At 37.7% G+C, this 26,937-nt stretch carries 29 protein-coding genes and 1 pseudogene; 14 read left to right on the top strand and 16 right to left on the bottom strand.

From position 1 onward, the window contains the following. Positions 1 to 27 precede the first annotated feature (27 nt). Positions 28 to 1,395 (bottom strand): cytochrome c biogenesis protein, encoded by a 1,368-nt coding sequence (locus HGD76_RS22260; RefSeq protein WP_168697060.1) that lies wholly within the window; start codon positions 1,393 to 1,395, stop codon positions 28 to 30. 3 nt (positions 1,396 to 1,398) lie between these two features. Continuing rightward, a complete protein-coding gene (locus tag HGD76_RS22255; protein WP_015078172.1) occupies positions 1,399 to 2,139 on the bottom strand; it encodes a cytochrome c biogenesis protein CcdA in 741 nt (246 codons plus the stop codon). Between the two features lie 239 nt (positions 2,140 to 2,378). Here HGD76_RS22255 and HGD76_RS22250 point away from each other — a divergent pair, with 239 nt between their 5' ends. Beyond that, positions 2,379 to 2,786, top strand: a complete 408-nt coding sequence (locus tag HGD76_RS22250) for an NUDIX hydrolase (RefSeq protein WP_015078173.1) — start codon at positions 2,379 to 2,381, stop codon at positions 2,784 to 2,786. A 56-nt stretch (positions 2,787 to 2,842) separates the two neighbouring features. On the opposite strand, the gene HGD76_RS22245 is transcribed toward HGD76_RS22250, so the two are convergent. Together HGD76_RS22245 and psaK are read right to left on the bottom strand one after the other, a co-directional pair. Beyond that, a complete protein-coding gene (locus HGD76_RS22245) occupies positions 2,843 to 3,337 on the bottom strand; it encodes an ureidoglycolate lyase (RefSeq protein WP_015078174.1) in 495 nt (164 codons plus the stop codon). A 613-nt stretch (positions 3,338 to 3,950) separates the two neighbouring features. Continuing rightward, the gene (gene psaK, locus HGD76_RS22240; protein WP_015078175.1) at positions 3,951 to 4,211 is read right to left on the bottom strand and encodes a photosystem I reaction center subunit PsaK; all 261 of its coding nucleotides are present in this window, start codon (positions 4,209 to 4,211) and stop codon (positions 3,951 to 3,953) included. A gap of 227 nt (positions 4,212 to 4,438) precedes the next feature. Between psaK and HGD76_RS22235 the strand changes: the two genes are divergently transcribed. Further along, positions 4,439 to 4,873 carry a SufE family protein gene (locus HGD76_RS22235; RefSeq protein WP_168631771.1) on the top strand — a complete coding sequence of 145 codons (435 nt, stop codon included), beginning with the start codon at positions 4,439 to 4,441 and terminating at the stop codon, positions 4,871 to 4,873. Between the two features lie 169 nt (positions 4,874 to 5,042). Here HGD76_RS22235 and HGD76_RS22230 read toward each other — a convergent pair whose 3' ends face one another. Both HGD76_RS22230 and HGD76_RS22225 read right to left on the bottom strand, forming a co-directional pair. Next, on the bottom strand, positions 5,043 to 5,363 hold the full coding sequence (locus HGD76_RS22230; RefSeq protein WP_015078177.1) for a DUF2973 domain-containing protein: 321 nt from the start codon (positions 5,361 to 5,363) through the stop codon (positions 5,043 to 5,045). Between the two features lie 246 nt (positions 5,364 to 5,609). Then, positions 5,610 to 5,924, bottom strand: coding sequence for a DUF2605 domain-containing protein (locus tag HGD76_RS22225; protein WP_015078178.1), 315 nt, complete (start codon positions 5,922 to 5,924; stop codon positions 5,610 to 5,612). A 158-nt stretch (positions 5,925 to 6,082) separates the two neighbouring features. On the opposite strand from HGD76_RS22225, the gene HGD76_RS22220 reads away from it, so the two are divergent. The 5 genes and pseudogenes from HGD76_RS22220 to HGD76_RS22200 all read left to right on the top strand — a co-directional run. Further along, on the top strand, positions 6,083 to 6,370 hold the full coding sequence (locus tag HGD76_RS22220; RefSeq protein ID WP_168697059.1) for a hypothetical protein: 288 nt from the start codon (positions 6,083 to 6,085) through the stop codon (positions 6,368 to 6,370). A 105-nt stretch (positions 6,371 to 6,475) separates the two neighbouring features. Further along, positions 6,476 to 8,296 (top strand): threonine--tRNA ligase, encoded by a 1,821-nt coding sequence (gene thrS / locus HGD76_RS22215; protein ID WP_168697058.1) that lies wholly within the window; start codon positions 6,476 to 6,478, stop codon positions 8,294 to 8,296. Positions 8,297 to 8,417: 121 nt separating this feature from the next. Next, on the top strand, positions 8,418 to 8,636 hold the full coding sequence (locus HGD76_RS22210; RefSeq protein ID WP_168697057.1) for a RelB antitoxin-like protein: 219 nt from the start codon (positions 8,418 to 8,420) through the stop codon (positions 8,634 to 8,636). A 74-nt stretch (positions 8,637 to 8,710) separates the two neighbouring features. Beyond that, positions 8,711 to 8,908 carry a type II toxin-antitoxin system RelE family toxin gene (locus tag HGD76_RS25010; RefSeq protein WP_325064844.1) on the top strand — a complete coding sequence of 66 codons (198 nt, stop codon included), beginning with the start codon at positions 8,711 to 8,713 and terminating at the stop codon, positions 8,906 to 8,908. An 82-nt stretch (positions 8,909 to 8,990) separates the two neighbouring features. Continuing rightward, positions 8,991 to 9,176: pseudogene (locus tag HGD76_RS22200) on the top strand (His/Gly/Thr/Pro-type tRNA ligase C-terminal domain-containing protein); the annotation flags it as partial. Positions 9,177 to 9,248: 72 nt separating this feature from the next. Here the strand turns inward: HGD76_RS22200 and HGD76_RS22195 are convergent. The 7 genes from HGD76_RS22195 to HGD76_RS22165 all read right to left on the bottom strand — a co-directional run bounded on the left by HGD76_RS22195 (position 9,249) and on the right by HGD76_RS22165 (position 16,752). Beyond that, positions 9,249 to 9,878 (bottom strand): ribonuclease D, encoded by a 630-nt coding sequence (locus HGD76_RS22195; protein ID WP_015078183.1) that lies wholly within the window; start codon positions 9,876 to 9,878, stop codon positions 9,249 to 9,251. Positions 9,879 to 10,265: 387 nt separating this feature from the next. Then, positions 10,266 to 10,829: a CAP domain-containing protein gene (locus HGD76_RS22190; RefSeq protein WP_168631763.1), complete on the bottom strand. Its 564-nt coding sequence runs from the start codon at positions 10,827 to 10,829 to the stop codon at positions 10,266 to 10,268. Positions 10,830 to 11,320: 491 nt separating this feature from the next. Then, positions 11,321 to 12,559 carry a tryptophan synthase subunit beta gene (trpB, locus tag HGD76_RS22185; RefSeq protein WP_168697056.1) on the bottom strand — a complete coding sequence of 413 codons (1,239 nt, stop codon included), beginning with the start codon at positions 12,557 to 12,559 and terminating at the stop codon, positions 11,321 to 11,323. 157 nt (positions 12,560 to 12,716) lie between these two features. Further along, positions 12,717 to 13,499 (bottom strand): Rpn family recombination-promoting nuclease/putative transposase, encoded by a 783-nt coding sequence (locus tag HGD76_RS22180; RefSeq protein WP_168697055.1) that lies wholly within the window; start codon positions 13,497 to 13,499, stop codon positions 12,717 to 12,719. A 67-nt stretch (positions 13,500 to 13,566) separates the two neighbouring features. Then, positions 13,567 to 14,754 (bottom strand): McrC family protein, encoded by a 1,188-nt coding sequence (locus HGD76_RS22175; RefSeq protein WP_168697054.1) that lies wholly within the window; start codon positions 14,752 to 14,754, stop codon positions 13,567 to 13,569. Beyond that, complete coding sequence (locus tag HGD76_RS22170; RefSeq protein ID WP_168697053.1) at positions 14,751 to 15,977, bottom strand: McrB family protein; 1,227 nt, start codon at positions 15,975 to 15,977, stop codon at positions 14,751 to 14,753. The genes HGD76_RS22175 and HGD76_RS22170 overlap by 4 nt, the downstream gene beginning before the upstream one ends. 337 nt (positions 15,978 to 16,314) lie before the next feature. Further along, positions 16,315 to 16,752, bottom strand: a complete 438-nt coding sequence (locus HGD76_RS22165) for a GxxExxY protein (RefSeq protein ID WP_210967668.1) — start codon at positions 16,750 to 16,752, stop codon at positions 16,315 to 16,317. A gap of 108 nt (positions 16,753 to 16,860) precedes the next feature. Between HGD76_RS22165 and HGD76_RS22160 the strand changes: the two genes are divergently transcribed. The 4 genes from HGD76_RS22160 (at position 16,861) to HGD76_RS22145 (ending at position 18,656) form a co-directional block, all read left to right on the top strand. Continuing rightward, entirely contained in the window at positions 16,861 to 17,211 is a 351-nt protein-coding gene (locus tag HGD76_RS22160; protein ID WP_168498119.1) for a translation initiation factor, read from the top strand. Between the two features lie 95 nt (positions 17,212 to 17,306). Further along, on the top strand, positions 17,307 to 17,468 hold the full coding sequence (locus HGD76_RS22155) for a YqaE/Pmp3 family membrane protein (protein WP_035082904.1): 162 nt from the start codon (positions 17,307 to 17,309) through the stop codon (positions 17,466 to 17,468). An 81-nt stretch (positions 17,469 to 17,549) separates the two neighbouring features. Continuing rightward, positions 17,550 to 18,200 carry a methyltransferase family protein gene (locus tag HGD76_RS22150; protein WP_168697052.1) on the top strand — a complete coding sequence of 217 codons (651 nt, stop codon included), beginning with the start codon at positions 17,550 to 17,552 and terminating at the stop codon, positions 18,198 to 18,200. Between the two features lie 66 nt (positions 18,201 to 18,266). Continuing rightward, complete coding sequence (locus HGD76_RS22145) at positions 18,267 to 18,656, top strand: hypothetical protein (RefSeq protein WP_015078191.1); 390 nt, start codon at positions 18,267 to 18,269, stop codon at positions 18,654 to 18,656. Positions 18,657 to 18,848: 192 nt separating this feature from the next. On the opposite strand, the gene glgP is transcribed toward HGD76_RS22145, so the two are convergent. Next, positions 18,849 to 21,413 (bottom strand): alpha-glucan family phosphorylase, encoded by a 2,565-nt coding sequence (gene glgP, locus HGD76_RS22140; RefSeq protein ID WP_168697051.1) that lies wholly within the window; start codon positions 21,411 to 21,413, stop codon positions 18,849 to 18,851. Between the two features lie 562 nt (positions 21,414 to 21,975). On the opposite strand from glgP, the gene HGD76_RS22135 reads away from it, so the two are divergent. The 3 genes from HGD76_RS22135 to wecB all read left to right on the top strand — a co-directional run bounded on the left by HGD76_RS22135 (position 21,976) and on the right by wecB (position 25,096). Beyond that, positions 21,976 to 22,080 (top strand): DUF4351 domain-containing protein, encoded by a 105-nt coding sequence (locus tag HGD76_RS22135; protein WP_325064817.1) that lies wholly within the window; start codon positions 21,976 to 21,978, stop codon positions 22,078 to 22,080. Between the two features lie 578 nt (positions 22,081 to 22,658). Then, on the top strand, positions 22,659 to 23,636 hold the full coding sequence (locus tag HGD76_RS22125) for a DUF2207 domain-containing protein (RefSeq protein WP_168697050.1): 978 nt from the start codon (positions 22,659 to 22,661) through the stop codon (positions 23,634 to 23,636). A gap of 341 nt (positions 23,637 to 23,977) precedes the next feature. Beyond that, on the top strand, positions 23,978 to 25,096 hold the full coding sequence (gene wecB, locus HGD76_RS22120; RefSeq protein ID WP_168697049.1) for a non-hydrolyzing UDP-N-acetylglucosamine 2-epimerase: 1,119 nt from the start codon (positions 23,978 to 23,980) through the stop codon (positions 25,094 to 25,096). A 199-nt stretch (positions 25,097 to 25,295) separates the two neighbouring features. Here the strand turns inward: wecB and HGD76_RS22115 are convergent, their stop codons facing one another. Beyond that, entirely contained in the window at positions 25,296 to 25,901 is a 606-nt protein-coding gene (locus tag HGD76_RS22115; RefSeq protein WP_015083266.1) for a peptidoglycan-binding domain-containing protein, read from the bottom strand. A 168-nt stretch (positions 25,902 to 26,069) separates the two neighbouring features. Further along, positions 26,070 to 26,918: a M23 family metallopeptidase gene (locus tag HGD76_RS22110; RefSeq protein WP_210967667.1), complete on the bottom strand. Its 849-nt coding sequence runs from the start codon at positions 26,916 to 26,918 to the stop codon at positions 26,070 to 26,072. Between the last annotated feature and the right edge of the window lie 19 nt (positions 26,919 to 26,937).

Here is a 26,937-nt window from a genome sequence, read left to right as displayed (position 1 = left end):
TTCTCTAAGAAGTCGGGGATCTTAAATTTAGGGCTTTTTGACGGCACTAAGTTGGTCTAAAATTTCCAAAACTTCTTGTTCAAATGCAACTTGAGCGCGGTTAGTTTTTCCACCAATATATAAAGTTTCGCCTGTTTGTAAAGCCCAAATTTGAGAATGGGAAAAATAACTCATCACCACACCTAACATTAATAAAGCAAAACCAGTATAAACAATAGGAATACCAGGATCAAATTTGATTTGTAAACCCGTGCTACCCATGACATCAAGAATTTGCAAATTTACCCCATTTACAGGGATAGACATTCCTGCCCGCACAGTATTAATTAATTTACCTTGAGCATCATAAATTAATACCATGCCTTGCAAATCTTTGGCTAATAGGGAAACACCTTCACTTAAATCTGGTTTAGTCGGAATCCAAGTTCCCCAAAGTCTACCCTTACCTTTGGTATCTAATTGTGCCATTGGTAATTGGAAAATTGGGCTTTTATTTAATCTCACCCGAACGCTGGAAATTCCCCAATCTGTTTGATAGAAAACCACACCCTGATAACGCAGCGGTTTGTTAACATAAATCTTCTCATGGTTAACTTCTTTGCCCTCATTATTCAGCACAGACATATCTGAATAAAATTGGTCAATTCCTCCCGTCGGTGTGTAATCAATCCAAAAGCGATTGACACGCACAGACCAATCTTTCAACACATCTTGAGAAGACCAAGCACCAGCATCAACAATATTTTTTACCTGGAATGTATCGCCACTAGAAATCATTTCTTGAGCCATAAATCCCGTCATTGCTCCCCAAATTCCCCCCAGCAAAATAGCGACAATCCCAATGTGGACAATAATTGGTCCCAATTTACCAATTATACCTTTGCGGGCATAAAGAATATTATCTTTTTCCTGAAAAATTCGATAACTTTTTTGCTGCAAAATTGGCGTAATTGATGGCAAAGAAACACCCTCCAATTCAGCACTTAAAGCTAATTTTGTGAAGTTGCGAGGTTCTTCGTAATATTTCCACTTTTGAGCAGCTTTGAGGGCTGGTAATTGACGAGTAAAAGTACAAGCCGTTAAACTAGTTCCAAATAAAACTAATAAACTCAAAAACCACCAAGTTCTATATACATGATCTAACCCAACTACTTGAATAACTTTCCAAGAAAGGAAACCAAACAAAGCGGGGTGTTCTGGATAATTAGATTGGTAAAAATCAGGCAATTGCCCCTGTTCGATTACCGTACCACTCACACTAAATAAGGCAATAATTAACAATAGAATAATTGCCAAACGTAAATCAGTTAATACAGGCAAAACTTCCCGACGGATAAAACGCCCCGGTATTAACCACCAACTTAATTCTGTGGATGTTGTCTGATCTGAAGTCATTGCTTAGAAACTACCAATAGGAATCCGAGAAAGTAAAGAAAAAACACCAAAGCCTACTAATAATACACCGCTAATAGGATTTATCCAACCAGACCAACGGCGCAATTCTAATAGTTTTTTAATGGCAGCAGTAAACGTACCTGCTAAAATTAATGGAGTTACATATCCGGCTGTATAAGCAAGTAGTAAAACCGCACCTAAAACTAAATCTTGAGTATTAGCAACCCAACCTAATAGACTAGCTAAAACTGGTGTGCTACAGGGGGAAGCCACTAACCCAAATGTTAAGCCGATAGAGTATGAACGGACTCCGGGAGGTAAGTCTTGAGAAATCCAATTTGTTTCATTCAAAGAAGGAAATTGGATGGGTAATGCTTCTAATAAGTTCAGTCCCATAATAATAGCGATAATACTGACAATAATTGGTAAACCAATTCCTATCTGTCCATAGACTTTACCAACTAAACCTGCGACGATGCCCATTCCTGCTAATGTAGTTGCTAATCCCAACGCAAACCAAGTTGATTGGGCTGCTGCTTGTAAGCGAGTTTTAGCTTCATAACCGCCAATATAGCCAATGGTAATGGGCAGCATAGACAGCATACAGGGCGTAAGGCTGGTCAGCAAGCCAGCCGCAAAAATAATGGCAATGCTGACGAAACTCAGGTGGGTGAGTTGGTTCGCAACAAGGGTGTTGGCAAATTGCTCAAGTTGATAAATTTGGGTTTCTAGAGTTTCTAGCATGAGGATATTTAAGTAGAAAATGCTTACTCTGCTTGAATTTTAACGTATTTTGGATCATGAAATCATAAAAGTAAGTACCGTGAGGTAAATCATACTCCGGATTTTTCAGGAAAGTTGTTGAATTTATAGTTAAGATTACTCAAAATCAGATTAATGATTTTGAAAGTTGCCTTAGTGGCACATTATTAACAAATACACATTGGAAATCAAAAATACTCATTCAGAAGGAATCTACCACCATGACTCGCAAAATCAACAAAGTTTTTCAACAATCTGGAGTTATTCCCTATCGAATCAACGATGGAAAAGTTGAAGTTTTATTAATTACTACTCGTAGCCGTCAAGGTTGGGTAATTCCTAAAGGGGGACTTTGTAAAGGTATGAGTCCCCATGATTCAGCAGCGAAGGAGGCATGGGAAGAAGCCGGAGTTGTCGGTAGAGTCACAACTGAAGAGTTAGGTAATTATAAATATCGAAAACGGGGGAATACCTATCAAGTAAATTTATTTTTATTACCTGTGGAAACAGTATTAGAAGATTGGCCAGAAGCTACCGCAAGGGAAAGAAAATGGTTAGAAGTTAACCAAGCTGCTGAATTAGTCAAGGAAACTTCACTAAAAAGAATTATTCAAACTTCATGGATATAGACACATATCCAAAATATCCAGATCCCTGACTTGTTTAAGAAGTCGGGGATCTTATTTTAAATCATCTCAAAGGCTAAATTATGACTTTTGAGAAAATTATGAGTGAAATGATCTACCACATTTGTATCACTCAATTCTAAATTGTAAAAATCTACAAAATCATGATCAAAATATGGGCCTGCGTGCCAAGTTCCCATATCTAATTTAATAAAACAATTTCCGGGAATCCGAAAAGCTGCAAGTTCTGATAACCCAGGTGCATTCGTATCATTATTAGCTGGACAAACTGCCATTAACCAGTCTTTACTATCCAATGAACCTAAACATTGAGTACATTTGACATGACGAGTAATTTGGTGAAATTTCCGTCCGTTTTTCTGCAACCGCATAATATAAAAATGAGGAATACCATTTTGTAAATTTAACTGGGCATCTTCTTGATCAAAATTTTTCCCATCTTTACTTGCATATATTACCTGTCCATAAGGTTGAAAATTTTCTGGTGTAATCAATTGAGATGGTAATTCTTGTATTTTTGATAATGTACTCATAAGATCACGCGGTAAGCGGGAAACTCAGTCCCTTTAGGGCTGGGTTACTGACAACTTCTTTATTTGATGGTTTACATACAATCTAACAACGCCTGTTTAAAGTTTGTCCACTTAAACCGGCTAAATCAAATGCTTTAGACAAACCATAATCGCCTATTTTAACTCCTGCCTAGGCAAAGTTAATTTCTATAGCTTGACACTCCCCGGTCTAAAGACGCGGAGATTCTATAGAGAGTTTCAGTCTATATCCCTCAGTTATCCCAGTTTCAGGCAGGGTTCCTTAAATATTTGGGTTCTTGCCCTGATTTCGTTTGCCCTGGCGGGCGAAATCATATCTGACAAGCGTAACTTTGCGAGAGTCCCTCGGTAGCTTTTTATGTCTTTAGTGACAATTTGATTCTATCACGAATATGGATGAAAATTTGAAATAATTTCAAATTTTCAAATTAACGTCAATGCAGGATAAAGGAAAGCCTCTAGCCTTCATCCCTTGTCTAAAGCCCAAATGTGGCTTCCTGAGTCAGCCACATTTTCAAGGGTTTTCGGCGTTCTTCCTTATAAAAAAAGGGAGAAGAAAAATAAATTCCTCTCCCTAATTTTTAATCAGTAAAATTTAGATTTTACCAATACTGTGTAGCCCTAAAATGATACCTGCTCCTAAAATATGCCCAAAGGAAGTAGTTGCTAGTACCGCAGGTAAACCAAAACCACCGAAAAATTGAGGTGCTGGTAATTCTGGTTTAGCATGAGGATGCTCAATCGTAAATTTGCCTACAGCAATAGCGAAAATATTGGCAACAATCATAATTATGCTAATATTAGGACTCCATTCTAGAGATGCGGTAGCTGTAGCTAGTAAGCTTGAAGTCAACATCTAATTTACTCCTGATATTTGCGGATGCTTGTCAATATCATCTAAATATTGATTAATAAAAATCTATATCATTGCTTACTTTGTAGCAAATTTTAACATTTGTTTTCATTTAACAATGTAAACAAGTGCTGTACTTAATAGCAATTTTTGATATTTGTTGTGATCCGAATGGTATCTAGAATGGTTGGTAATTGCTAAGATAAGAGTAATTATTTCCTGGATTGATCATGTCCTCAACTCTTGATTCCTTACCACCTGCACTAAATAAAATTGTCCACCGCTTTCAACGCGCTACAGAACCAAAACGACGCTATGAGCAGTTAATTTGGTATGCTCAAAAGCTACAAGAGTTTCCTGAATCTGGTAAACTCCCAGAAAATAAAGTTCCCGGTTGTGTTTCTCAAGTGTATGTTACGGCATCATTAGAAGACGGTAAAGTCATATTTCAGGGTGATTCTGATTCCCAATTAACTAAGGGCTTATTAGCATTATTAATAGAAGGATTAAATGGATCAACACCTACAGAAATAATCCAACTTACTCCTGATTTTATTCAAGAAACTGGCTTAAATGTAAGTTTGACACCTTCCCGCGCTAATGGTTTTTACAATATTTTCAAAACAATGCAAAAAAAAGCTTTGGAATCTAAATTAGAAAATTAGGAATTGGAGACTCGACAACTTTTTTAAGTTTGAGATTATTCTTTCTGCTTTTTGAATTCCTGACTCCGCTGAACCACATTGGCTAGGCAACCACAGGGGTTGCCCCTACAATTATAGAGGTTTAGTATTACCAAACCTCTATATAGTTCAAAATTTTGCAAATTATCAATTATGCTCCTTCTGAGCGATCAATTTTTTGACTAGGAGAGGATTCATAAAGAGCATCTAACTGTTCCCGTGCATCTTCAACATTAATTGAACGCATGACCAACAGCGGTTCTTTAATCATATTACCTGCACTATCTAACAATTCAGGATGGGGGACATACTGCCTTCTAGCTGCATAATAACCAAAGCCACCTGGTGATGATTGGTTATTAGAATAAGTTCGTTCTCTGTCAAAACTGAACATGATCAGATTGCGAATTAAATTACCAACAGCCATAAATGCCAAAACGGTGAAAGCTAAAATATAAAGTAGGTGTAGCATTGAATTTTCCTCCAGAACAGCAAAGGGTAAAAATGTTATCTATGTAAAACCTAAAACTCCGCAAATAAATAATTTACGGTAGGAAAGAATGTAAGATTCTTTACTTATGTGCTTATGTTATATGGTGCAATCCTTATATTGATATTAAGGTAACACGAGGCACATTATTTTTTTATGAAAAGAATGTTAAGAATTGTCTAATATTTTTACAATTTCCACTGGATTCAGATCTTGCCAACAGGTTGATTATTCCTTTGACTGACCTAAACGCATTCCCACACTCCAACATTCTGTAACTAATTGATGCCAAGGCATTACCGTTGCCATATCAAGTCCGACTTGTTGATCAGTTGCCTTAAACAACATTCTTGCCGTTTTGAGTTCATTTTGTGCATTTTTAACTCGTTTTAGTAAGTCAAATTGCTCTTGTTCACTCATGAATTGGATTTTCTCATTTTCCAGAATTTGACGATATCGCTCAAACCAATCTTGAAAATCCTCTAACAGCGGTTCTAAGACTGATTTTAGTAAATCAGCGTTTGGTAGATTTGAGTCCCCCATATATGAGAATCATATTTCTTAATTGTCTATTTATATTAACGTTATTTACGATCCTTAACAATCAGTTCATAACTTTTTACATAAAAAAACTTAAAAAATATGTAACTTGGTATCTGAAGCATGATTATATAAATTTGGCAATAGTTTTGTAAAGCTCCTTGGGAGTAAACCTGGATACCTCTAAAGGAAGAATTCAGGAGTCACCGAGTCAGGAGTCACCGAGTCAGGAGTCACCGAGTCAGGAGTCAGGAGGAAAGAAGAAAGAAGAAAGAAGAAAGAAGAAAGAAGAAAGAAGAAAGAAGAAAGAAGAAAGAAGAAAGAAGAACAGAAGAAAGAAGAAAGAAGAAAGAAGAAAATTTTTCTATTCCCTGTTCCCTGTTCCCTGTTCTCTGACAACTCGATTGAATTTAATTTTGTCTTGTATGGCTTTTACCAGCAGCCTGTAGTTGGGCTAAATTAGGAAAAACCATAGCCAGTGGACTATTATTTATTTTGTAAAGATATTTTTCGTCAACTCTATTTTTAACACTTCGTCAAAAGTTTAATAGCCAATGTCCCCAAATCAAGAAACCCAACCAGTCGAAAAAATCTATTTACCCCGAACCAGCGAATCAGAAACACTAAAAAAGATTCGTCACACAGCTTCCCATATCATGGCTATGGCAGTACAAAAGCTGTTTCCCAAGGTGCAAGTTACAATTGGTCCTTGGATTGAAAATGGGTTTTATTATGACTTTGATAGTCCAGAACCCTTTAGCGATAAGGATTTAAAAACCATTCAAAAAGAAATGGTCAAGATTATTAATCGCAAATTACCATTAATTCGGGAAGAAGTCAGCCGCGAAGAAGCACAACGCCGCATTGAAGCCATTAACGAACCCTATAAACTGGAAATTCTCGGAGATATCAAACAAGAACCCATCACAATTTACCATTTGGGAGAGCAATGGTGGGATTTGTGCGCTGGACCTCACCTCGAAAATACCAGCGAAATTAATCCCAAAGCTATAGAGTTAGAAAGCGTTGCGGGTGCTTATTGGCGCGGAGATGAAAACAAAGCTCAATTACAGCGCATTTATGCCACAGCTTGGGAAACTCCCGAACAATTAGCAGAGTATAAACGCCGCAAAGAAGAAGCCCTGCGCCGTGATCATCGTAAACTGGGTAAAGAACTCGGATTATTTATCTTTTCCGATTTAGTCGGACCTGGTTTACCTTTGTGGACTCCCAAAGGGACTTTGTTAAGAACGATTTTAGAAGACTTCCTCAAAAAAGAACAATTAAAACGGGGTTATTTACCTGTAGTTACTCCCCATATTGCCAGAGTTGATTTATTTAAAACATCTGGACATTGGCAGAAATACAAGGAAGATATGTTTCCTTTAATGGCTGAAGATGAGGAAGCAAGAGCCATAGAACAGGGTTTTGTCATGAAACCGATGAACTGCCCTTTCCACATCCAAATATACAAGAGTGAATTACGCTCTTATCGGGAATTACCGATGCGTTTGGCGGAATTTGGTACAGTTTACCGTTATGAACAGTCGGGAGAATTGGGTGGTTTAACCAGAGTGCGCGGTTTTACCGTTGATGATTCTCATTTATTCGTGACTCCCGAACAGCTAGACAGTGAATTTCTCAATGTTGTAGATTTGATTTTGAGCGTTTTCAAAAGTCTGCAATTGAAGAATTTCAAAGCTAGATTGAGTTTCCGTGACCCAGCTAGTGATAAGTATATCGGTTCTGATGAAGCTTGGGATAAAGCGGAAGGGGCAATTCGTCGCGCTGTGCAACAATTGGGAATGGAGCATTTTGAAGGAATTGGGGAAGCGGCTTTTTATGGACCCAAGCTGGATTTTATCTTCAGTGATGCTTTAGAACGGGAATGGCAATTGGGAACTGTGCAGGTAGATTATAATTTACCGGAACGCTTTGATTTAGAATATGTGGCGGAAGATGGTTCGCGTCAACGTCCAGTAATGCTTCACCGCGCGCCCTTTGGTTCTTTGGAACGATTAATTGGAATTTTAATTGAAGAGTACGCGGGTGATTTTCCTCTGTGGTTAGCACCTGTACAAATCAGGTTATTACCTGTCGGTGATCTTCAGTTAGATTTTACCAAAGAGGTGGCTGCTAAGATGGTTGCATTGGGTATTCGGGCGGAAGTGGATACCAGTGGCGATCGCTTGGGTAAGTTGATTCGCAACGCCGAAAAGGATAAAATCCCCGTCATGGCGGTGGTTGGTGCGAAGGAAGTCGAAACCAACAGTTTGAGTATTCGTACCCGCGCTTCTGGGGAGTTGGGAGTCATAATTGTAGATGAGGTTGTGGATAAAATCACAGAAGCAATTACTAACTTTAGTAACTTCTAAAAAAGTAGGTTGGGTAGAACGAAGTGAAACCCAACATTTACGGACTTTTGTTGGGTTGCGCTGTCGCTTAACCCAACCTACAACTTTTTTGAACCTTGTAGAATGAATTTTGGAGTAACAAATGCTAAATCTTGAATATCTTACCAACACGGAAGGAAATACTATTGCAGTTGTAATTCCTCTTGAAATCTGGAGACAATTACTACCTACACAGGATGCTTCCTTGGATGAACTTGCTGAAGCAGTAGAAGACTATTGTATGAACAAAGCTATGAATGAATCTATGAATACCCCATTACTAAATCGTAGTAAAGCCTTAGCTTATCTTGAGGAAGAATAATCTTGGAAGTCCAATACCGTCAGGCTTTTTTGAAAGACCTGAAACAATTGAAGAGTTCAGAATCATACTAACTCATCTACGTAATTGCATTTACAACTCTAGAAAACATCAATTCTTTGGAAGAGATTCCTGATATTAAAGCTATGCGAGGTTATAATGATCGTTATCGCATTCGCATTAATGATTATCGTGTTGGCATAGAAGTTAATGGAGATATTATAGAAGTAATGCGCGTTCTACACCGTCGGGAATTTTATCGTTATTTTCCATAAACTCTGTGATTTACGAAAAAAGGATATTGGATGTAGAAAAAGATTTATAGGAGTTTAAATAAATGATTAAACACAGTAATGCTTGGGTAAGTTGATTCGCAACGCCAAAAAGGATAAAATACCTGTCATGGCGGTGGTTGGTGCGAAGGAAGTCGAAACCAACAGTTTGAGTATTCGTACCCGCGCTTCTGGGGAGTTGGGAGTCATAATTGTAGATGAGGTTGTGGATAAAATCACAGAAGCAATTGCTAATTTTAGTAAATTCTAAGTAAATAATAGGCTGGGTAAATCCCAGCCCAAAAGTAAATTAACTCAAAATCAAATTATAAATTTAGATATTTCAATGTTCAAATAAGTCCTTGAATTGTAATAAATCTAAACTAACAATTGTTGATAAAACTTGAAAACATTCTTGGGCAACTTGCCAACGTTCTTCCCGTTGTAACATAGCTGTGAGCTTTTCTCGGACACTTAACAAATAACGGACATCATTAGCCGCATAACTTAATTGTGCATCAGATAAATTACTCGCATTACCCCAATCAGAACATTGGGAACTTTTATCTAACTCCACCTTTTCTAATTCTAAAACCACATCTTTTAGTCCGTGACGATTTGTATAAGTCCGGGCTAACTTACTAGCAATTTTAGTACAAAAAATCGGTTGCACAACAATATCTAAATTCTGCCGTAAAGTGGCAACATCAAACCTAGCAAAGTGAAAAACTTTGACAATATGGGTTGCTTCCATGAGAATTTGCAAATTTGGTGCTACTGTTTGTCCCCTAGAAATCCGAATAGCAGTAACTTGTCCTTCTGGGTTACAGAGTTGAATCAGACACAAGCGATCGCGCTGAGGTAAAAGTCCCATTGTTTCCGTATCAACAGCGATAGCTGGGGATTTTAAATACTCAGAAAGAGTTGCATCATTTAAATCGCCATCGCCAACTTGAAAATCTGGTAATGTCATGAACTGATCAAATATAAATTATCTTCATTTTGCCAGACAACAGGACTCTCGCTAAGAGGTTGTTTGAAAAGTATTATATGAAACCCATAATCTCCAAAAACCTAACCCCCCTTCCCCCCTTCCCTACAAGGGAATGGGGTTTTTAAAGCCTCTCCCCTGGTAGGGGAGAGGTTTGGAGAGGGGTCTGTTTCCACATTAAAAACTTTTAAAACATCCTCTTAGAAAGGGGGACTTTGAGAAATTTAGCCTCCCTTTTCAAGGGGGGTTGGGGGGATCTAGATAAGTTCTGATACTTTTCAAACATCCTCTAACGCCTCATTAAAAATGCTAAATTAAAAACTAAAAAATTAATTTATGCCCCTTCCTTCATCACAAAGGGCATAATTCTTAATTTTGTCCGCTGGTATTAGTGTTTAAAAATATTTGCGTTAAATAAACTTCTCCTTGTTCATTAGCAGCCACACCAACCCCAGTTAAATTATATTTACCCTGAAGATTTTTCAGATGACCAGGGCTTTTTAACCAGCCAGAAACCGCCTCATTGGCAGGGTTACTATATCCCGTATTATAAGCTACATTTTCAGCCGCACTACTATATTTAAGAGGAATAGTCATTACCCGCTGTTCAAATCCTTGATGACTAAAAGGAACTTTACCACTAGCCATATTTTGACTGTGAATTCTGGCTTGCTGACTGATCTTTCCGTTTAAATTTAATTTTTTTAGCCCCCGTTTCGCCCGATATTGATTAATTTGAGTAAAAACAGCTAGTTCTAAATTAGTAGTTTGAAAAGTAAGATTAGATATTTTTGCTTGACTTGTCACAAGTGATGAATGCTGATATCGGCCAGTTTGTTTAGCAGAACTATTATCTGGATTCGCAGCAGTCATGTAGCCACTAGCAAGGACAAGCGTACTTAAAGCAATGCCAAAAGCAGTTTGTCGTAACATAGAGGTTTAAGTTAAGTAATGTATGGATTTATTGAATATATACCCTATCTTCTGATTATCAGAATACTTACCAGGATACTATTTGCTAATTATGAACTAAAAGATCATCAAATTTTCACAATTTAAATCAGTCTAGATATAGCAGCTTCCAGCATTCAGGAGTAAACCCCTTTGGATATAAGCCTCTCTAAAATTAGAATTTTACTCAAGTGCATACAGGGCAAACGCACCTAAATTCTGTAATCCATGCCCAGCAAGGGTTTCAACCTTTAGTTACAAAAATTAACAATCGTCAAAACCTTTGTCCAGTAAGCATTCTAAAAATAAGATGCGCTTGCCCTGAAGTGCATACCGCTATAGTACCCCTGACTATCAAACTGGTAGATGTTATTTACACTACATTATTAATCAAAATGATTACTAATAAACAGTATCCAATGATAGATGTCATGGATACTATTTATTAGCAAGCAAGTGTTTTTTACAAGAATTTAGTGAATTAGGAACTTAGCGGCTGTTTGTACATCCTTGTCACCTCGTCCAGAACAGTTAATGATCACCTTGGGGCTACCAGCAAGTTGAGGACAGAGAGTTTCTAAGTAAGCGATCGCATGAGAAGTTTCCAAAGCTGGTATAATTCCCTCTAACTTCGATAGTCGTTGGAATGCGTCCAAAGCCTCAGCGTCCGTCACACTGTAATATTCAGCCCGGCCAATATCTTTCATATAACTGTGTTCAGGCCCCACACCAGGATAATCTAAACCAGCACTAATGGAATGGGGTTCAATAACTTGACCATCATCATCTTGTAAAAGATAACTCATGGAACCATGCAATACACCAACCTGGCCTTTTGTGAGAGTGGCCGCGTGTTTGCCAGTATTCACACCTTCACCAGCAGCTTCTACTCCAATTAACCGCACAGATGGTTCTTTGACAAATTCGTGAAATAGTCCCATAGCATTAGAACCACCACCCACACAAGCCACCAGGATATCAGGTAAACGTCCCCATTTTTCCAGAGCTTGAACGCGAGTTTCTTCACCAATCACCGCGTGAAAATCCCGAACCATCATCGGATAAGGATGGGGACCAGCCACAGAACCGAGGATGTAATGGGTAGTTTCTACATTGGTTACCCAGTCCCGGATGGCTTCAGAAGTGGCATCTTTGAGCGTTCCCGTACCCGCAGACACTGGACGAACTTCCGCCCCCATCAGCCGCATTCTGAAGACGTTTAAAGATTGGCGTTCCATGTCGTGAACACCCATGTAAATAATACATTCCAAACCAAACCGAGCGCAAACCGTGGCTGTAGCTACGCCATGTTGTCCTGCACCAGTTTCGGCAATAATCCGCTTTTTACCCATGCGTTTAGCTAATAACACCTGACCGAGAGCATTATTAATTTTATGTGCGCCAGTATGATTTAAATCTTCCCGCTTTAAGTAAATTTGCGCCCCTGTACCATCAGGACGAGCATAATTAGCGGTAAGGCGTTCGGCAAAGTATAAAGGTGTAGCCCGTCCGACATAATCTTTTAATAAACCTTGTAATTCGGCTTGAAAACCAGGTTCATTGCGATATTGCTGATAAGCTGCTTCTAGTTCAGCTAACGCCGGCATAAGAGTTTCTGGAACGTACTTACCACCAAAGCGGCCAAAACGTCCTAGAGTATCGGGAACTGAAGCAGTTTGTGAGAAATTCGGAGAGAGGGGTGTAGTAGTCACGGATTGGGTAAAATAAGAGAACAAAGTTAATTTTAATTCTAGACCTGTTGAGGATGCCGATAAAAAGAGTTAGAGAATACCAAAAAATGGGATGATTAGCGGGCAAGATGCCCGCACCACAGGAAATTTTGGGATATTTTTTTAATTTGAGATTCCCTTATTCCTGAGATTGCTCTTTTTGTAAAGCCTGAATTTGCTGAAGAGGTAATTCCGTAATTTCGGCAATTTGTTCTAAACTCATACCAATTCGTAACAATTTTAAAGCAAACAGTCTTGTTGTTTCAGTTTTACCTTCTGCTACAGCTTCTTGATAAACCCTAGTTTGTTTCAACTCACTTAAACCTAACATAGCTTCAATTTCCTCTCTGCTCTTTTTGGGTAGTTTATAGACGATAATTGTCTCAATGAGATTAATTAAATCCCGTTTAATATTTACATCAGTTAGTTGTTGGTTTGCTTGTGCAATTAATAGTTTTGCTAGTCCTGGTGCAGCTTCCTCTGTTTCTATCACCAGTTTAACAACTCCCACCCCTAAAGAACTCTCTCCCAACTCATCTAAATAAATGCGTGTAACTCGCTCAAGCAGCAAGATTTCCCCAAATTGCAAAAGTTGCTCTCTTTCTATATTACGACTGGGATAAATGATTACAGCTTGCCAAGGGTGAGGCGGTTTGTATTGTCGCAAATAAAGGCAAATTTCCGCAAATAGACGATAATATAAATCATCATCGGGTTGAAACTGAACTTCAACAATGTAAAATGGTTTTTTGGCATCTTTGGTGGTTGGTAAAAATAAACCATCTAAACGAAAAGCCAGTTGTTTGACTTCACGAGATGTGAATTCATACGTACCCGCTTCTGTGGGATGTTGGTTAATTAATTCAAAGAAGATGCTAGGAAATGCTTGAAATAAGCTATAGAAGATTGTATCTGTTTTCACGGTAATTGAGTAATTTAATCTAATTTTGGAAAACGAACCGCAGAGGCGCAGAGGACGCAGAGAGAATTTAAGAAAATAGTTTTGTTAAAAATGTATTTCCTGCATCTTCAATTTTATCATCAAGAGCAAAAGTGAGGTTACGAACTCTGATTTCTCCAATATATTTATCAAGGGAATGATTTAATTCTGTTGGATAGACTAATACTGTTTCTGGACAACTTTTAGAAACTGCATAAGTTACTACTTGGGCTATATCTTCAGGAGAAGAATGTTTGGGTTTTTTATATTTAGTGTCGAGGATGTATTTAGGTGTTAAATCTGTTCTGTTATATAAAATTAAGTCAGTTTTAAAATATATTTTTTCTCCTATATTGGTTTTCTCTTGAGTTCTTAAAGTCAAGTTTTGGGGTAAATTTTTCTTTAACCATTCTGCAACAAACATTTCATAAAGACGTGCCATATCTATTAAAAAAGGTAAAGTTGTATTTTTACCCTTTTCATGATTTGGGCTAGTGTTGTCTAAAAAGAATCGGCAAAATTGATGTAGGAGATGATAATCTTCATTTAAACGGTGATAAATTCTATCAATACAATCTTCTGAAGTACAAGGTTGTAAAGATACTATTCCTTGGATTGCATGATAAGCTTTTCTAACTATCAGTGATACTTTATCTGTACAAAAACCGCTATGTCCAATATGAAAAAGTGTCCATAACAAAATTTGATTATCTAGAATATCAGCCGTGTGTTCTTCATATTCACATTGTAATTTTACATTCCAAGGTTTTTTAATTATCTGTTGAACATTTAATCTCCCGCGCACATAAGCCAACTGCTCAGTTTTGGGTATATAAGTACGATATAATCCTTTACGACATCTTTCTATTATTTTATCTGCTAGAATATAAGCTAGATGATTGTAAAAATCTTCTAGAGATTCACAATTCATTAAACCTTCAGGAAATTTAAAACTTTTTAAGTTATAAGCATATTCCAACATTCCAAATAAATTCTTAATTGGTACTTTGGGATTTATTTTTAAAGCCAAATCAGCATTTAAAGGAATATACCCGACATATCCTTTAGCAGTTAGTTTCCATTGATTACGAGTTTTAGGACTGGGAAATTCTACATTTACTTGGCTTTGGTATTTCTCATATAAGATAATTCCAACCTCTTCAGAAATTTCCTCACGAGAAAAAGATTGAGCTTGATATTCGGTTATTTCCAGAATTTTTAAATTTGCTGGTTTCATATTGTTATCTGTTTCTGTATTTTCTCCCAGCGAAACTCATCTACTTTTTCTAGGTTATTAAAAAAGTATTCTTCTAAATAAGGCTCAATTTCCATCTTCCAAATATCTTCAATATCTTCTCGTAGATTAGGAGTCAAAAAGAAAGAAATACCAATTTCATAGTTTTTATCATTAATCGCTTGATTTAATTGTTTTAAAATATTAATTAAATCCATAACTGCAAAATTTGTATTGAGGTGATATTTGATTAACACATCATAATTAGGACGAAGTTCAATAAATGCAAAACGACGACGTAAAGCATGATCTATTTGTGCAATAGACCTATCTGCTGTGTTCATTGTCCCAATAATACGGACATTTTCGGGAATACGAAATCTATTACCACCAGCGAGGGGAATTTCTTGATTACGGTATTCTAGTAAATACATTAATTCACCAAAAACCTGTGCTAAATTAGCGCGGTTGATTTCATCTATTATCAGAACACAAATATCTTGAAATGACTCAGCTTTTTGACAAAATTCTAAAAATCTTCCTGGAACAACTGGATATGTTAATTTACCATCTTCACTTTGAGGTCGGATACCTTGAATAAAGTCTTCATAGGAATATGCTGGATGAAATTGGACTAATTTATAGAAACCGTCACCTTCGCTGATTAGGTGTTTTGCGAGTTTTTCAGCGATGAAAGTTTTACCTGTTCCGGGTGAACCGTAGAATATGGCTTGTTTTTTGCGATTAATTGCGCGTATCCAAAGTTTTACCGCTGTTTCTTCAAAACAAATTTCTTCAGCATATTGATCTATTGTATATGCAAAGTCTGAACAAGTATTTATATTATCGTTAAACAATACCTGCTGTTTAACAGATATATTTAGAGGAGATATTTCTTCAATAACCTTTTTATTTTCAATAAAATCATCATCAATTACTACTATTTCTATGTTTGCATCATCACGTTCTCTGATCAGAATTTTATCACCGGGGTGTAGTTTTTGAATTATATCAACACTACCACAAGCAATTCTCCAAGAATTACCCTTAGAAGCACTAATAAGAACATTTCGTCTAGCAAGTGAACCATCTGATTTGTAGAGAGAAATATATTTACCTGAGTGTTTTTCAAACCATGCAAGTGCTGTGGGATCAAGACGTATCTTAGAAATGGTTAAACGCCCATATTTAACTTCTGTATGTGAAAGAATGTGCTGATAATTCATTTCCCCTCTTTCTACCTTGCACTAAAACTAAATTCTTGCCTTTTCATCTTATCACTCAACTTCCTCATTCTTCTTTTCTCTTCCTTCGTGTTCTTCGTGTCTTCGTGGTTTATTCAGTCTTATCCTCTATTACCTAATCACTTATTTATCCCTTAACTAATCTTCTAAATCAGAAATATCATAAAAATCTAACAACTCCTCACCTAATTTCTCTAATTATTCAGCAACGTATAACTATAATTATTTATTGGATTATGCTTTTGGCAATGTGAAGGGTGAGGAAGAATTAACTAACCACGAAGACACGAAGAACACGAAGGAAGACAAAGAAGAAGAGTTAAGAAGAAAGAATGATGCGTTTAATGCCTTCTTTGAGGACGGGGACGTTAAAATTGATGAGAAGACCAAGAGGACAATTAGTCATTTTTAAATAAGAAATAACTTGCGCTTCATGAATAGGGGCTAACTTTTCCACCGCTTTCAATTCAACAACTAGGGAATCACCAACCAAAAAATCCAATTCCCCCTCACCAATGGGATAACCTTTGTATTTTACTGCTACTAAATGTTTAGGTTTATGAGGTATTCCCCGCAAACGAAACTCCAAACCCAAAGCCTCTTGATACACCCTCTCCAAAAACCCCGCACCCAACATCCTATGCACCTCAATACCCGCCCCAATCACAGCATAAGCCAACCTCTCCACATCATCACCCAACCTCCTCATCCTTCCTTCTTCCTCTTCCTTCGTGTTCTTCGCTCCTTCGTGGTTCATTTTCTCTTACCTTTTTATACTCTATCATGTAGCAATTATATATCCAATTACCCCCGCTTAGGCTAAAATTGTTTACAATAAAAGTCTATTTTTCCTGCATTAAATATTATGGCTAATCCCAAATCTGATAAAAAGGTTATCTACCAAGAATTTGGTAACGGTAGTTCACCCGCACTGGAACGCGCTGTAGAACGGGGAATCCAAGACTTACCCCCCAATCAGCAAAATGTGCGAATCCAAGCTACTCGCGCGGGAAGAAAGGGGAAAACTGTCACGGTGATTACTGGTTTTCAAACTACACCGGAAACTTTAGCTACTTTATTAAAACAGTTAAAAGCCCAATGTGGTACAGGTGGAACGGTGAAAGATAATGAAATTGAGGTTCAGGGAGACCACAAACAGAAGATTTTAGAGATTTTGGTAAAATTGGGTTACAAAGCTAAAATCAGCGGTGGTTGAGAAGTGCGGTTTCCCGTATCTTTTCAGGAATCGTCACCAGATTAGGTGATGTTAACTCTAGAAATATAGAACATCAACAGGAGAATAACATGGATATGGATGTAGTCAGAATTATAGCCGCAATTTTTCTCCCACCTTTAGGAGTATTTTTGCAGGTAGGTTTTGGTAAAGATTTTTGGATTAATTTACTTTTGACTATCTTTGGTTTTTATATTTTGGGTATTGTTCACGCAGTATGGATAATTGCGAAGAAATAATGATGTCAGAGAGGTAGATAAAACTGGACTATCTCTCTATTTCTTTCCCCAGCTTTCAGCCCTTTAAAGAAAAATCAGGACATGAAAATCAAGTATCCTATTAATTTTCACAAAGGTCTAACATTCGTTCTCGTTTTAGGACTAATGTTTGTATACCATAATTTTACTATTGGAGCTTGGGTTTATCTTTCCCTGCATGGTACTTATGGTTTTCTTTGGCTAATAAAAGATAGCATATTTCCAGATAAGCAATGGGAGCAAGAAATTCCTGCTTCTCAAGGAATTCTTACCTTTGTTCTCCTTTGTTTGTACTGGGTAGCACCATTCATTCTCATTAGTAGTGGTACTGTTCCTCCTTTACCATTAGTCGCTGTTGCTATTTCTTTGAATATTGCGGGAGTGTTTTTACATTTTGCTAGTGATGCTCAAAAATACTATACACTCAAGTACAAAACTGGATTAATTACAGAAGGTTTTTTTGCTAAATGTCGTAATCCTAATTATTTAGGAGAAGTGTTGATTTATTTGGCTTTTTCTCTATTAACTCAACATTGGCTACCTTTCGTGATTCAGGGGTTATTTATAGCCATGATATTTGTTCCCAATATGCGGAAAAAAGATCAATCTTTATCTCGATATCCTGAGTTTGCGGAATACAAAGAAAATTCTGGCTTGTTCTTCCCTAAGTTGTTTAATTCCAGAAGTTCCCAGAAAGAAGAAACTACTGCATAACGTCAATAATTTCGCTCACGACTAAACACACAACCAGATCATATTAGGTTTACAAAGAAGAGAATTATGAACTACAAAGCTATCATTTTATCGGCAATTTTGGGAATTTCTACCCCTGCAATTATTGATATGGCTATTCCTAGTCAAGCAATGGCTGTACAAAAGTTTAATTATCCAGCCGGTGAATTTAGTGATAAAGAGTGGAAAGTGACTTTATCTTTTGACAATAATGTTTATTACTATAATGGCGAAAATCTCAAGAGTAATAATAACATTAACTTATCTGGTGCTGTTGCTTCCGGTACTAAACAACGTCAAGTTTATACTTGGAATAATAATGGCATGAAATACCAAGTTACCTGGAAACCAAGTGATCCGAATTTTATTCGTGTTCAAGTAACTCAACCTAATGGTAAATTGATTTTGAATCGGTTACTTAAAGCTGTTAAAAAGTAGAGATTTTTGATTACAGCAGTTTTCGGCGATTTAAACCACACTCTGATTACTTTCTTCCTTTGCGCCTTTCCTACTTTGCGCCTCTGCGCGAAACAAAAACTGTAGTTCATTGATCTGAAAATCGCTGTAAATATTACCCGAATTTAACAATTGTTGTAGAGACGTTTCATATAACGTCTCTACATTATTTGCTTATTCAGCCCAAGCGATTAACCTGGGTTCATAAGGACTAGAAAGGTATTGATTTCGAGGTAAGACACGCAAAGATAAACCTTGCAAACCAGAAGTGGTGTAAGTGATATTTGCGGTATAAACACTTGAATTTTCTGGATCTTGTCCTTGGTAATCCATTACCACAGGTACAGCATTGACAATATCACCATTGGCATCAATAGAACCTTGATATAGTTCTACTTGGACATCATCATTGCTCAAAGTTGCTAAATTAACCTTAGCTTTGACGGCTACAGTTTGATTAACTTCAATATCTGATGCTGCGGATACGTCAATATCCTTGATTTTGATGCTAAACCAGTGTTCACCTAATTTTGCTCTCCAAGCCGCTAATTCCTTAGCGGGAGCATAATTATCAACGGTGAGGGTATGATAGCGATCGCTCGCCGGGAAATAAGCTCTCATTGCATATTCTCGCACCATCCGGGCTGTATTAAAGAAAGGACAATTCAACCGAATCGCATCTTTCATTTTTGCTACCCAAGGACGAGGCAAACCATCACCATCACGATGATCATAGAATAGGGGAATAACTTCCTTTTCTAACAACTCATAGAGGGCGTTAGCTTCTATTTCATCTTGGTAATTAGGATCATCATAGTTTTCACCATGTCCTATTGCCCAACCTGTGCGAACATAGTCCGCTTCATCCCACCAACCATCAAGAACACTGAGATTTGGTAAACCATTCATAGCAGCTTTCATGCCACTTGTTCCAGAAGCTTCTCTAGGACGACGGGGAGTATTTAACCAGATATCACAACCTGCTACCATTAAGCGGGCGATGTGAATATCGTAGTTAGGTACAAACACCACTTGTTTTTCTAAATGGTGTTCGCGGATAAAGTGGTTAATATCCCGAATTAATTCCTTACCAGGGATATCTTTGGGGTGGGCTTTCCCCGCAATCACAAACTGCACTTTGCGGTGTTTGTTAGCGAGTAAAATCCGCTTAATTCGTTCCAAATCACGCATCCATAAAGTAGCGCGTTTGTAGGTAGCAAAGCGACGGGCAAAGCCAATAGTGAGAACGTTAGGATCAAGCACTTCCTGGGCTTGGGCAATATCCGAAGCTGAAGCACCGCGATCGCGCAAGTGTTTAACTAAATGTTCTCGAACATACAATACCATATCCAAGCGGCAGCGTTCGTGATTCCGCCATAACTCTTCATCAGGAATTGCATCCATGCGTTCCCACAATTGGTTATCCGGTGGTGCTGATGACCAATTTGGACCAAGATAGCGATCGTATAACTCTTGCGTAGATTTACTTACACAACTGCGGGCATGGACACCGTTAGTAATAGCGGCAATTGGTACGTCTTCCACTGGAACTTTTTGCCACAAACCTTGGAACATTTGCCGGGAAACAACACCGTGCAATTGTGCCACACCATTGGAGAACGTCGCCATTTTCAGGGCTAATACCGCCATACTGAAGGGACTGGACAAATCACCAGTATTTTCTCGTCCCAAGCCTAAAAACTGCTCTTTCGGTAAACCAAAGATATCTGCATAGTAACCCAGATAATGCAAGATCTTATCGGGGGCAAATAAGTCAATCCCTGCGGGGACTGGAGTATGCGTAGTGAAGATATTACTAGAAGATACTACTTGTCTAGCTTCTCTGTAACTCAGTCCTTTTTCCTGAATGAGAGTGCGAATGCGTTCTAAAGCAGAGAAAGCTGCATGACCTTCATTCATGTGGTAAGCAGTGACTTCATACCCCAAGGCTTTCAGCATTTGCACACCACCTATGCCCAGCATAATTTCTTGGTGGATACGCATATCTATATCACCACCATACAACTGATCGGTGATATCGTGGTCATAAGCCTTGTTAGGCTCAATATTAGTATCGAGCATATACAGGGGTACAGTTCCCACCTGAACACGCCACACCCGCGCATATACCTTGCGTCCGGGATAATCTACCGCAATCCGTAGTTCTGTACCATCGGGATTCCGTTCCAAATGCAAGGGCATATTATAGAAATCATTGATGAGGTAGCGTTCTTGCTGCCAACCATCAGCATTAAGATACTGGGCAAAGTAGCCTTGTTGATATAATAAACCCACACCCACCAAAGGTAATCCTAAATCACTCGCAGATTTAAGGTGATCTCCTGCGAGTACACCCAAACCACCTGAATATACAGGTAAGCAATCTACTAACCCAAATTCAGCAGAAAAATAGGCGTAACATTCCTTCTGATGCTGATTTCTTTGTTTCTTATACCAAGTGTATTCCTGCAAATAATCTTCTAACTGCCGCGCTGCTCGGTCTACTTGCGCTAAAAAGCCTTCATCTTCAACAACTTCTAATAGTCGGCTTTGACTAATAGTTCCCAGCATCAATACTGGATTATGGTGGGTAGATTCCCATAAATCAGGATCTAAACGACGAAACAGGTCTTTGCTCTCCACATTCCAATCAAAATGGAGATTATAGGCTAGTTTCCGCAGGGGTTCTAGTCTGGATGGTAGTGAAGGAGAAACGTTAAAAGTGCGAATTGGCTGCATGATATACTAAATAATTTACTAAACAATACCCCGATAACTGCCATAAAGTTATTGTTGTCTGTTTTTACCTAATCTTGCCAACTCTTTATACTCTGTTTATGATGGTTTCATGACTTTATGAAGAATTGAAAACTTTTTGATTTTGTCCGGCGATAATAGGTATTGGGGGGTTGACAATTGATTTTAAATTTGTTATCATGAGATTGATAAGGAAGAACTATCTTCAAATTCTATTTAATAGCCATAGACCGAGTTTAAAGATGCTTGACATCAAACCCTTGTAGTAGAGACGTTCCATGGAACGTCTCTACTTTTTTGGAGATGTCTATTCAATTGTGCAGAACCGCTTACCATCACGGAGGCGGTTGTTTTTTTTGGCATAAACAGACGAGATATGGGAGTTTTTGTTAAACTATGTTTAACCTTTGTAAAAAAAAAGACAAAGACTGCATCTATATTATACTGAGGCATAGCTTAAATTAAAACACGGATACAAGGATTTATCCATTAATCAAGTTCAGGGTGCGTTACGCTGTCGGTAACGCACCCTATTTATATATATTTGGTTCAAAAATTACCTGTTGAACAACTAGAGGAATTAGGAGAAGCCTTGTTAGATTTTACTTCAGTTACAGATTTACAAACTTGGTTACAATCTACTAATTAATATCACTTTGTTTAGTTTAGGCGATCGCATTTCTAGTAGCGATCGCCATTACCCCAAAAATGTTAAATTAATATATGTATTAGCAAAAGCCGAATAAATGACGAGATTTATACATGACCAATTCGCCAAAGATTATTTAGAAGAACTACTAAAACCTTATGGAAAAGTAGAAGCTTAAAAATCTTCCTAATCTTTTCTTTAAATTCGTGCATTTCTTTCAAAATCGGCGAGACATTTTTAACTTGAATAAGTTTATCCAATTGCTCTTGAGTTAACTTATCTTGATTCTTAAGTATCTGAATATTTTGACTAAACGAATGGGGAAAAATAAGTAGGTCAACATAATAAAACCAAATTGTGTAAAGAAAAGTAAAATCTCCAAAAACCTCTTCACTCTTGCATGAGTGCCTCTTGCCTCTTGCCTTTCCACAACGATAATTTTTAACGCCGACCTACTTATTAACTTAATTAACTTTATTAACTTTATTAACTTTATTAACTAAATACTTAATTAACTTAGTGCTGACAATCACATAGTTTTTGGATATACTTGTTTTGTTACGCAAAAAAAGGAAACTATGAATAAACTATTAATGAGAAGAATCTCTTTTTCATTACTTGCTATGTTGGTGACTGTTTTGATTACATTTACTCATGCTGTTGCACAGGAAGTACCATTTTATTGGGACTATATCAATGTTGATATTGATGTGCAAACTAACGGAGATATGTTAGTCACTGAAACGCAAAAATATGTGTTCAAATCAGATTATCCTAATCAACGATATCGCTATATTCCTTTAGATAAAGTTGATGAAATTAAGGATGTAACGATTCAAGAAAATAATCAAATTATTCCTAGTGAAACCGGAATTGAAAATAATCAATTTTGGATTCGTTGGCAACATCAATTAAAACCACCAGAAACACATACTTTTGTTTTGAAATATCGTGTAGTTGGCGGACTGCATATTAATAATGAGAATACTCAAGTTTATTGGAAAGCCATTTTCGCTGACCGTAAAGCCCCAATTCAATCGGCAAAAGTTCAGGTACAATTACCAGAAATTTTATCAGGTAAAGTCCAAGATTTCCAAAATTTTGGTATACCAGCTACAAGCCGTCAAGTAAATCCGAAAACATTTGAATTTGTAGCAAATCAGCCTATTACACCGCAACAAGAACTAGAAGTTCAGGTGACATTCCCTAGCGAAATTCTGAATATTCCTCAACCCAATTGGCAACAAGGTAGCTTTGTTTTGAATTGGAATAACTTTATATTTCTGTGCTTTTTCGCATACATTGCCTTTGTTATAGTTTCGCCAATCAATGATCGAAAATGTCCCCAATGTCAAAAATTTACGCTGAAACGGAATTATAAAATATTAGTTCCGGCAACTACTAGCTTTCAAGGAAAGCAAATAGTAACCCACCTCTGCCAAAACTGCTCATATCATAACGAATTTGAAGAAGTAATTCCAGTAATTAGTGAAAGTGGTGGCGGTGGTGGCGGCGGTGGTGGCGGTGGCGGTGGTGGCGGTGGTGGCGGTGGTTGATAGCCAGCCAGAATTTACACTTCATCAAAATATAAGGAAAGTAGGGGTAATTAACAAATTACCCCCTGATTAATATGGCGAAGCCTGCCATAGAATTGCTACGGTAAAACATTACAATTCAAAAAATACCCGAAAATTTGTTATTATGGGGTATGTCTAGCCCCTACCCTGATCATGAAGGACGGGCAGGATGTCTATCCCACAAAATTTGACAATTTATTTGATAATTTATTTTTTGGTGTTCTCTAAACAAAAATTCTCTCGTTCGGTATAATGGTCGAAAAACCTAATTACCTTTTTAGGAATTTGAATATTAAAAGTAAATTGTAATTATTTGACTAATGACTAATCAACACCGCATTGGCATTATTTTAGGAACTCGTCCCGAAGCTATTAAACTAGCGCCAGTAATTCAAGTTTTTCAAAATTCTCCAGATTTTGAATTGCAGGTAATTCTCACAGGACAACATCGAGAAATGGTTGAACAAGTGATGCAATTGTTCAAACTCAAAGCCGATTGGAATTTAGAGATTATGCAGCGACAACAATCTCTTAATGATATTACCTGTAGAAGTTTACAAGGTTTAGAAGCATTATTTCAAGCCCAAAAGTTAGATTTTGTAATTGTGCAAGGAGATACAACAACAGCTTTTGCAGCCACCTTGGCAGCTTTTTATCAAAAAATCCCTGTAGGTCATGTGGAAGCAGGTTTAAGGACAGATGATTTATTTAATCCTTTTCCCGAAGAAGCTAATAGAAGATTAATTTCTCAACTGACACAATTGCATTTTGCACCGACTACTTTGGCTGTAGAAAACTTACAAAATTCTGGGGTGTTAGGAGAAATTCACTTAACAGGAAATACTGTAATTGATGCCTTATTAAATGTGGCTGCCAAAAAACCAGTTTGCCATATACCAGGTTTAGATTGGAGCAAATATAGGACAATATTGGCAACAGTTCATAGACGAGAAAATTGGGGATCACCGCTGCAAGACATCGCTGAAAGTTTTTTACAAATTTTAGAGCAATTTCCTGATACAGCCTTATTACTGCCATTACATAAAAATCCCACAGTTAGAGAACCATTGCAACAGTTATTAGGGAATCATTCCCGCATTTTCTTAACAGAACCCTTGGATTATGCCGAATTAGTGGGAGCTATTGAGCGATCGCATTTAATCTTAACCGATTCCGGTGGCTTGCAAGAAGAAGCCCCCAGTCTGGGTAAACCAGTGTTAGTTCTCAGAGATACCACCGAAAGACCAGAAGCCGTCACCGCTGGGACAGCCAAACTCCTAGGGACACAAACCGCAAATATCGTCACAGCCGCTAGTGAACTACTCAGCAATCCCGACGCTTACAGCAAAATGGCCACCGCCATTAATCCCTTTGGCGATGGCCATGCAGCAGAACGCATCCTGCAAATTGTCAAAAATTACTTAGAGCTTGCTGAATAAACCGAAAACCTAGATAGATTAAGAGTTTCCCGGTTAAAAAAGTGAATTAGGTGCAAGGAATAAGGATTGAAACCATTAAAAACCTATCACTTTCTGAAATTTGAGACTATTCTTCTCTCCTTCTAATTCTTCCTCCTGACTCGGTGACTCCTGACTCCTAGCCCTCACGAAAAGACTTTTTCAGCAAGCCCTACTTAAGCTAAATCCCTAAAGCTCTCCGAGTTTGATAACCAACAACACCATCTACACGCAGTCCGTTACGTCTTTGGAAGTGACGAACTGCATTAATGGTTCGTGAACCGTAAACGCCATCAACTCTAATCCCTAAAGCTCTTTGGATTTCTCTGACTCGTTCGCCTCTTGCGCCATATTCTACCGTTACCCTACCCCCAACACCGTAGCCAGAACGATATCTGCGGTGAGAACGTCCAGGAGTATTACCAATCCATCTTTCAGCAGCATAGTATCCTCGGTAACGTCCCGAAGAAATTCTCGCAAATCCATTTCTAACACTACCAGTTTCACCAACGTATGTACCATTGCGGACACAGGCTACAGATGAATTTGCAGTGCTAGGTCCGGTGCGAATATAAAGACAACTTCCATTCGTGCTGGCATATTCAGCCGAAGCAAACTGCATTTGAGTCACTGTAGCTAGTAATATAGTTACACCGGCCAAAGTTAACCATGCAGAAGATTTAAAAATTTTCCGCCAATTAAATGACGATTTCGGAAGACTTAATGCAAAATTTTCATTTGTCCTTTCATCCTCTATATACATATAGGAATAAGCCAAATATTCCATAATCATCTGCTCCTTTATGTGAAATTTTGTGATACTTTTGTCTAGTTTTAATCTTCATTGATTTTATACTTCTTTATGACAATATGTTGGCTAATATATTCCGCCATTTGAACTGTCACATCAGGTATTTGTAATGAAATCATCAATTACATAAAGAGGTTAGTATTTTTATTTCCCTAAACCATGAGAAGTGAGAAAACTATCCGCACGAATTGGACTCCCATTGCGCCAAATTTCTATTTTTTCTGGACTAATTAAGTAGGAAAAAGTCCCATTATCTGCCTGATATTTGTTATTGTCAAGCTTCCAAGCCCGAATTCTTAAAACTTGACTTGGTTCTTGTTTCAATTTCCCCACATAAAATAACTGACCATTTTCTTCGCAAACTTTTATACTGACAGTTGTGGTCTCCCCTGTCATAACTGTAGTTCCATCACAATCAGTATTATTACTTACAGATAAAACTGGTTGTACAATTGGGGTAATTGGTTTATTTACTGGTGTCTTTGCGATGGTGGCAGACGGTAATAAACTGAGAGGATTACTAGCTAAACGACCATCTACATAAAATTCAAAATGCAAATGAGGGGCGGTGCTATTGCCTGTTGAACCCATTTCGGCAATAATTTGACCTTGTTTGACCTGTTGACCTTTACTTACTAATAAACGGCTATTATGTCCGTAAACTGTTACATTGCCATTAAAATGTTTAATTTCGATAAAATTGCCTAATCCCCAATCATCCCAACCAGCTTTCACGACTGTACCAGCAGCAGCAGCTAAAATTGGAGTCCCTTTTGCACCCGCAATATCAATTCCCTCATGCTGATATTTACGGAAACCTTGGGAAAGAATTCCTTGGGTCGGCCAAATTAAGTTAGCAGTAGGTGCGGGTGTGGGGTTAATTAGAGAAACTGTCTGAGTCAAAGCTGGGGAAACTTTACTTACAGCCACGGTACAGGATATTAAAGCCATCAAAGCATAATCACAAAAGCGGTAGATATTAACTTTTTTCATCAGTTTCTAGCCTAATAAT

This window comes from Dolichospermum flos-aquae CCAP 1403/13F, from assembly GCF_012516395.1.
GTDB lineage: Bacteria > Cyanobacteriota > Cyanobacteriia > Cyanobacteriales > Nostocaceae > Dolichospermum > Dolichospermum lemmermannii.
Note: the sequence above shows the minus strand (reverse complement) of the source record. Positions and strands in the feature narration are given on the sequence as shown.

What these genes read in the sequence shown, in the direction of transcription:
- HGD76_RS22110 (WP_210967667.1), bottom strand. Translation starts at nt 26,918, where the DNA reads ATGAAAAAAGTTAATATCTACCGCTTTTGTGATTATGCTTTGATGGCT.
- HGD76_RS22245 (WP_015078174.1), bottom strand. Translation starts at nt 3,337, where the DNA reads ATGAGTACATTATCAAAAATACAAGAATTACCATCTCAATTGATTACA.
- HGD76_RS22125 (WP_168697050.1), top strand. Translation starts at nt 22,659, where the DNA reads ATGAATAAACTATTAATGAGAAGAATCTCTTTTTCATTACTTGCTATG.
- HGD76_RS22195 (WP_015078183.1), bottom strand. Translation starts at nt 9,878, where the DNA reads ATGACATTACCAGATTTTCAAGTTGGCGATGGCGATTTAAATGATGCA.
- HGD76_RS22170 (WP_168697053.1), bottom strand. Translation starts at nt 15,977, where the DNA reads ATGAATTATCAGCACATTCTTTCACATACAGAAGTTAAATATGGGCGT.
- thrS (WP_168697058.1), top strand. Translation starts at nt 6,476, where the DNA reads ATGTCCCCAAATCAAGAAACCCAACCAGTCGAAAAAATCTATTTACCC.
- HGD76_RS22260 (WP_168697060.1), bottom strand. Translation starts at nt 1,395, where the DNA reads ATGACTTCAGATCAGACAACATCCACAGAATTAAGTTGGTGGTTAATA.
- HGD76_RS22160 (WP_168498119.1), top strand. Translation starts at nt 16,861, where the DNA reads ATGGCTAATCCCAAATCTGATAAAAAGGTTATCTACCAAGAATTTGGT.
- HGD76_RS22155 (WP_035082904.1), top strand. Translation starts at nt 17,307, where the DNA reads ATGGATGTAGTCAGAATTATAGCCGCAATTTTTCTCCCACCTTTAGGA.
- HGD76_RS22230 (WP_015078177.1), bottom strand. Translation starts at nt 5,363, where the DNA reads ATGCTACACCTACTTTATATTTTAGCTTTCACCGTTTTGGCATTTATG.
- HGD76_RS22235 (WP_168631771.1), top strand. Translation starts at nt 4,439, where the DNA reads ATGTCCTCAACTCTTGATTCCTTACCACCTGCACTAAATAAAATTGTC.
- HGD76_RS22150 (WP_168697052.1), top strand. Translation starts at nt 17,550, where the DNA reads ATGAAAATCAAGTATCCTATTAATTTTCACAAAGGTCTAACATTCGTT.
- glgP (WP_168697051.1), bottom strand. Translation starts at nt 21,413, where the DNA reads ATGCAGCCAATTCGCACTTTTAACGTTTCTCCTTCACTACCATCCAGA.
- HGD76_RS22115 (WP_015083266.1), bottom strand. Translation starts at nt 25,901, where the DNA reads ATGGAATATTTGGCTTATTCCTATATGTATATAGAGGATGAAAGGACA.
- HGD76_RS22190 (WP_168631763.1), bottom strand. Translation starts at nt 10,829, where the DNA reads ATGTTACGACAAACTGCTTTTGGCATTGCTTTAAGTACGCTTGTCCTT.
- psaK (WP_015078175.1), bottom strand. Translation starts at nt 4,211, where the DNA reads ATGTTGACTTCAAGCTTACTAGCTACAGCTACCGCATCTCTAGAATGG.
- HGD76_RS22175 (WP_168697054.1), bottom strand. Translation starts at nt 14,754, where the DNA reads ATGAAACCAGCAAATTTAAAAATTCTGGAAATAACCGAATATCAAGCT.
- HGD76_RS22165 (WP_210967668.1), bottom strand. Translation starts at nt 16,752, where the DNA reads ATGAACCACGAAGGAGCGAAGAACACGAAGGAAGAGGAAGAAGGAAGG.
- HGD76_RS22210 (WP_168697057.1), top strand. Translation starts at nt 8,418, where the DNA reads ATGCTAAATCTTGAATATCTTACCAACACGGAAGGAAATACTATTGCA.
- HGD76_RS22145 (WP_015078191.1), top strand. Translation starts at nt 18,267, where the DNA reads ATGAACTACAAAGCTATCATTTTATCGGCAATTTTGGGAATTTCTACC.
- HGD76_RS22250 (WP_015078173.1), top strand. Translation starts at nt 2,379, where the DNA reads ATGACTCGCAAAATCAACAAAGTTTTTCAACAATCTGGAGTTATTCCC.
- wecB (WP_168697049.1), top strand. Translation starts at nt 23,978, where the DNA reads ATGACTAATCAACACCGCATTGGCATTATTTTAGGAACTCGTCCCGAA.
- HGD76_RS22255 (WP_015078172.1), bottom strand. Translation starts at nt 2,139, where the DNA reads ATGCTAGAAACTCTAGAAACCCAAATTTATCAACTTGAGCAATTTGCC.
- HGD76_RS22225 (WP_015078178.1), bottom strand. Translation starts at nt 5,924, where the DNA reads ATGGGGGACTCAAATCTACCAAACGCTGATTTACTAAAATCAGTCTTA.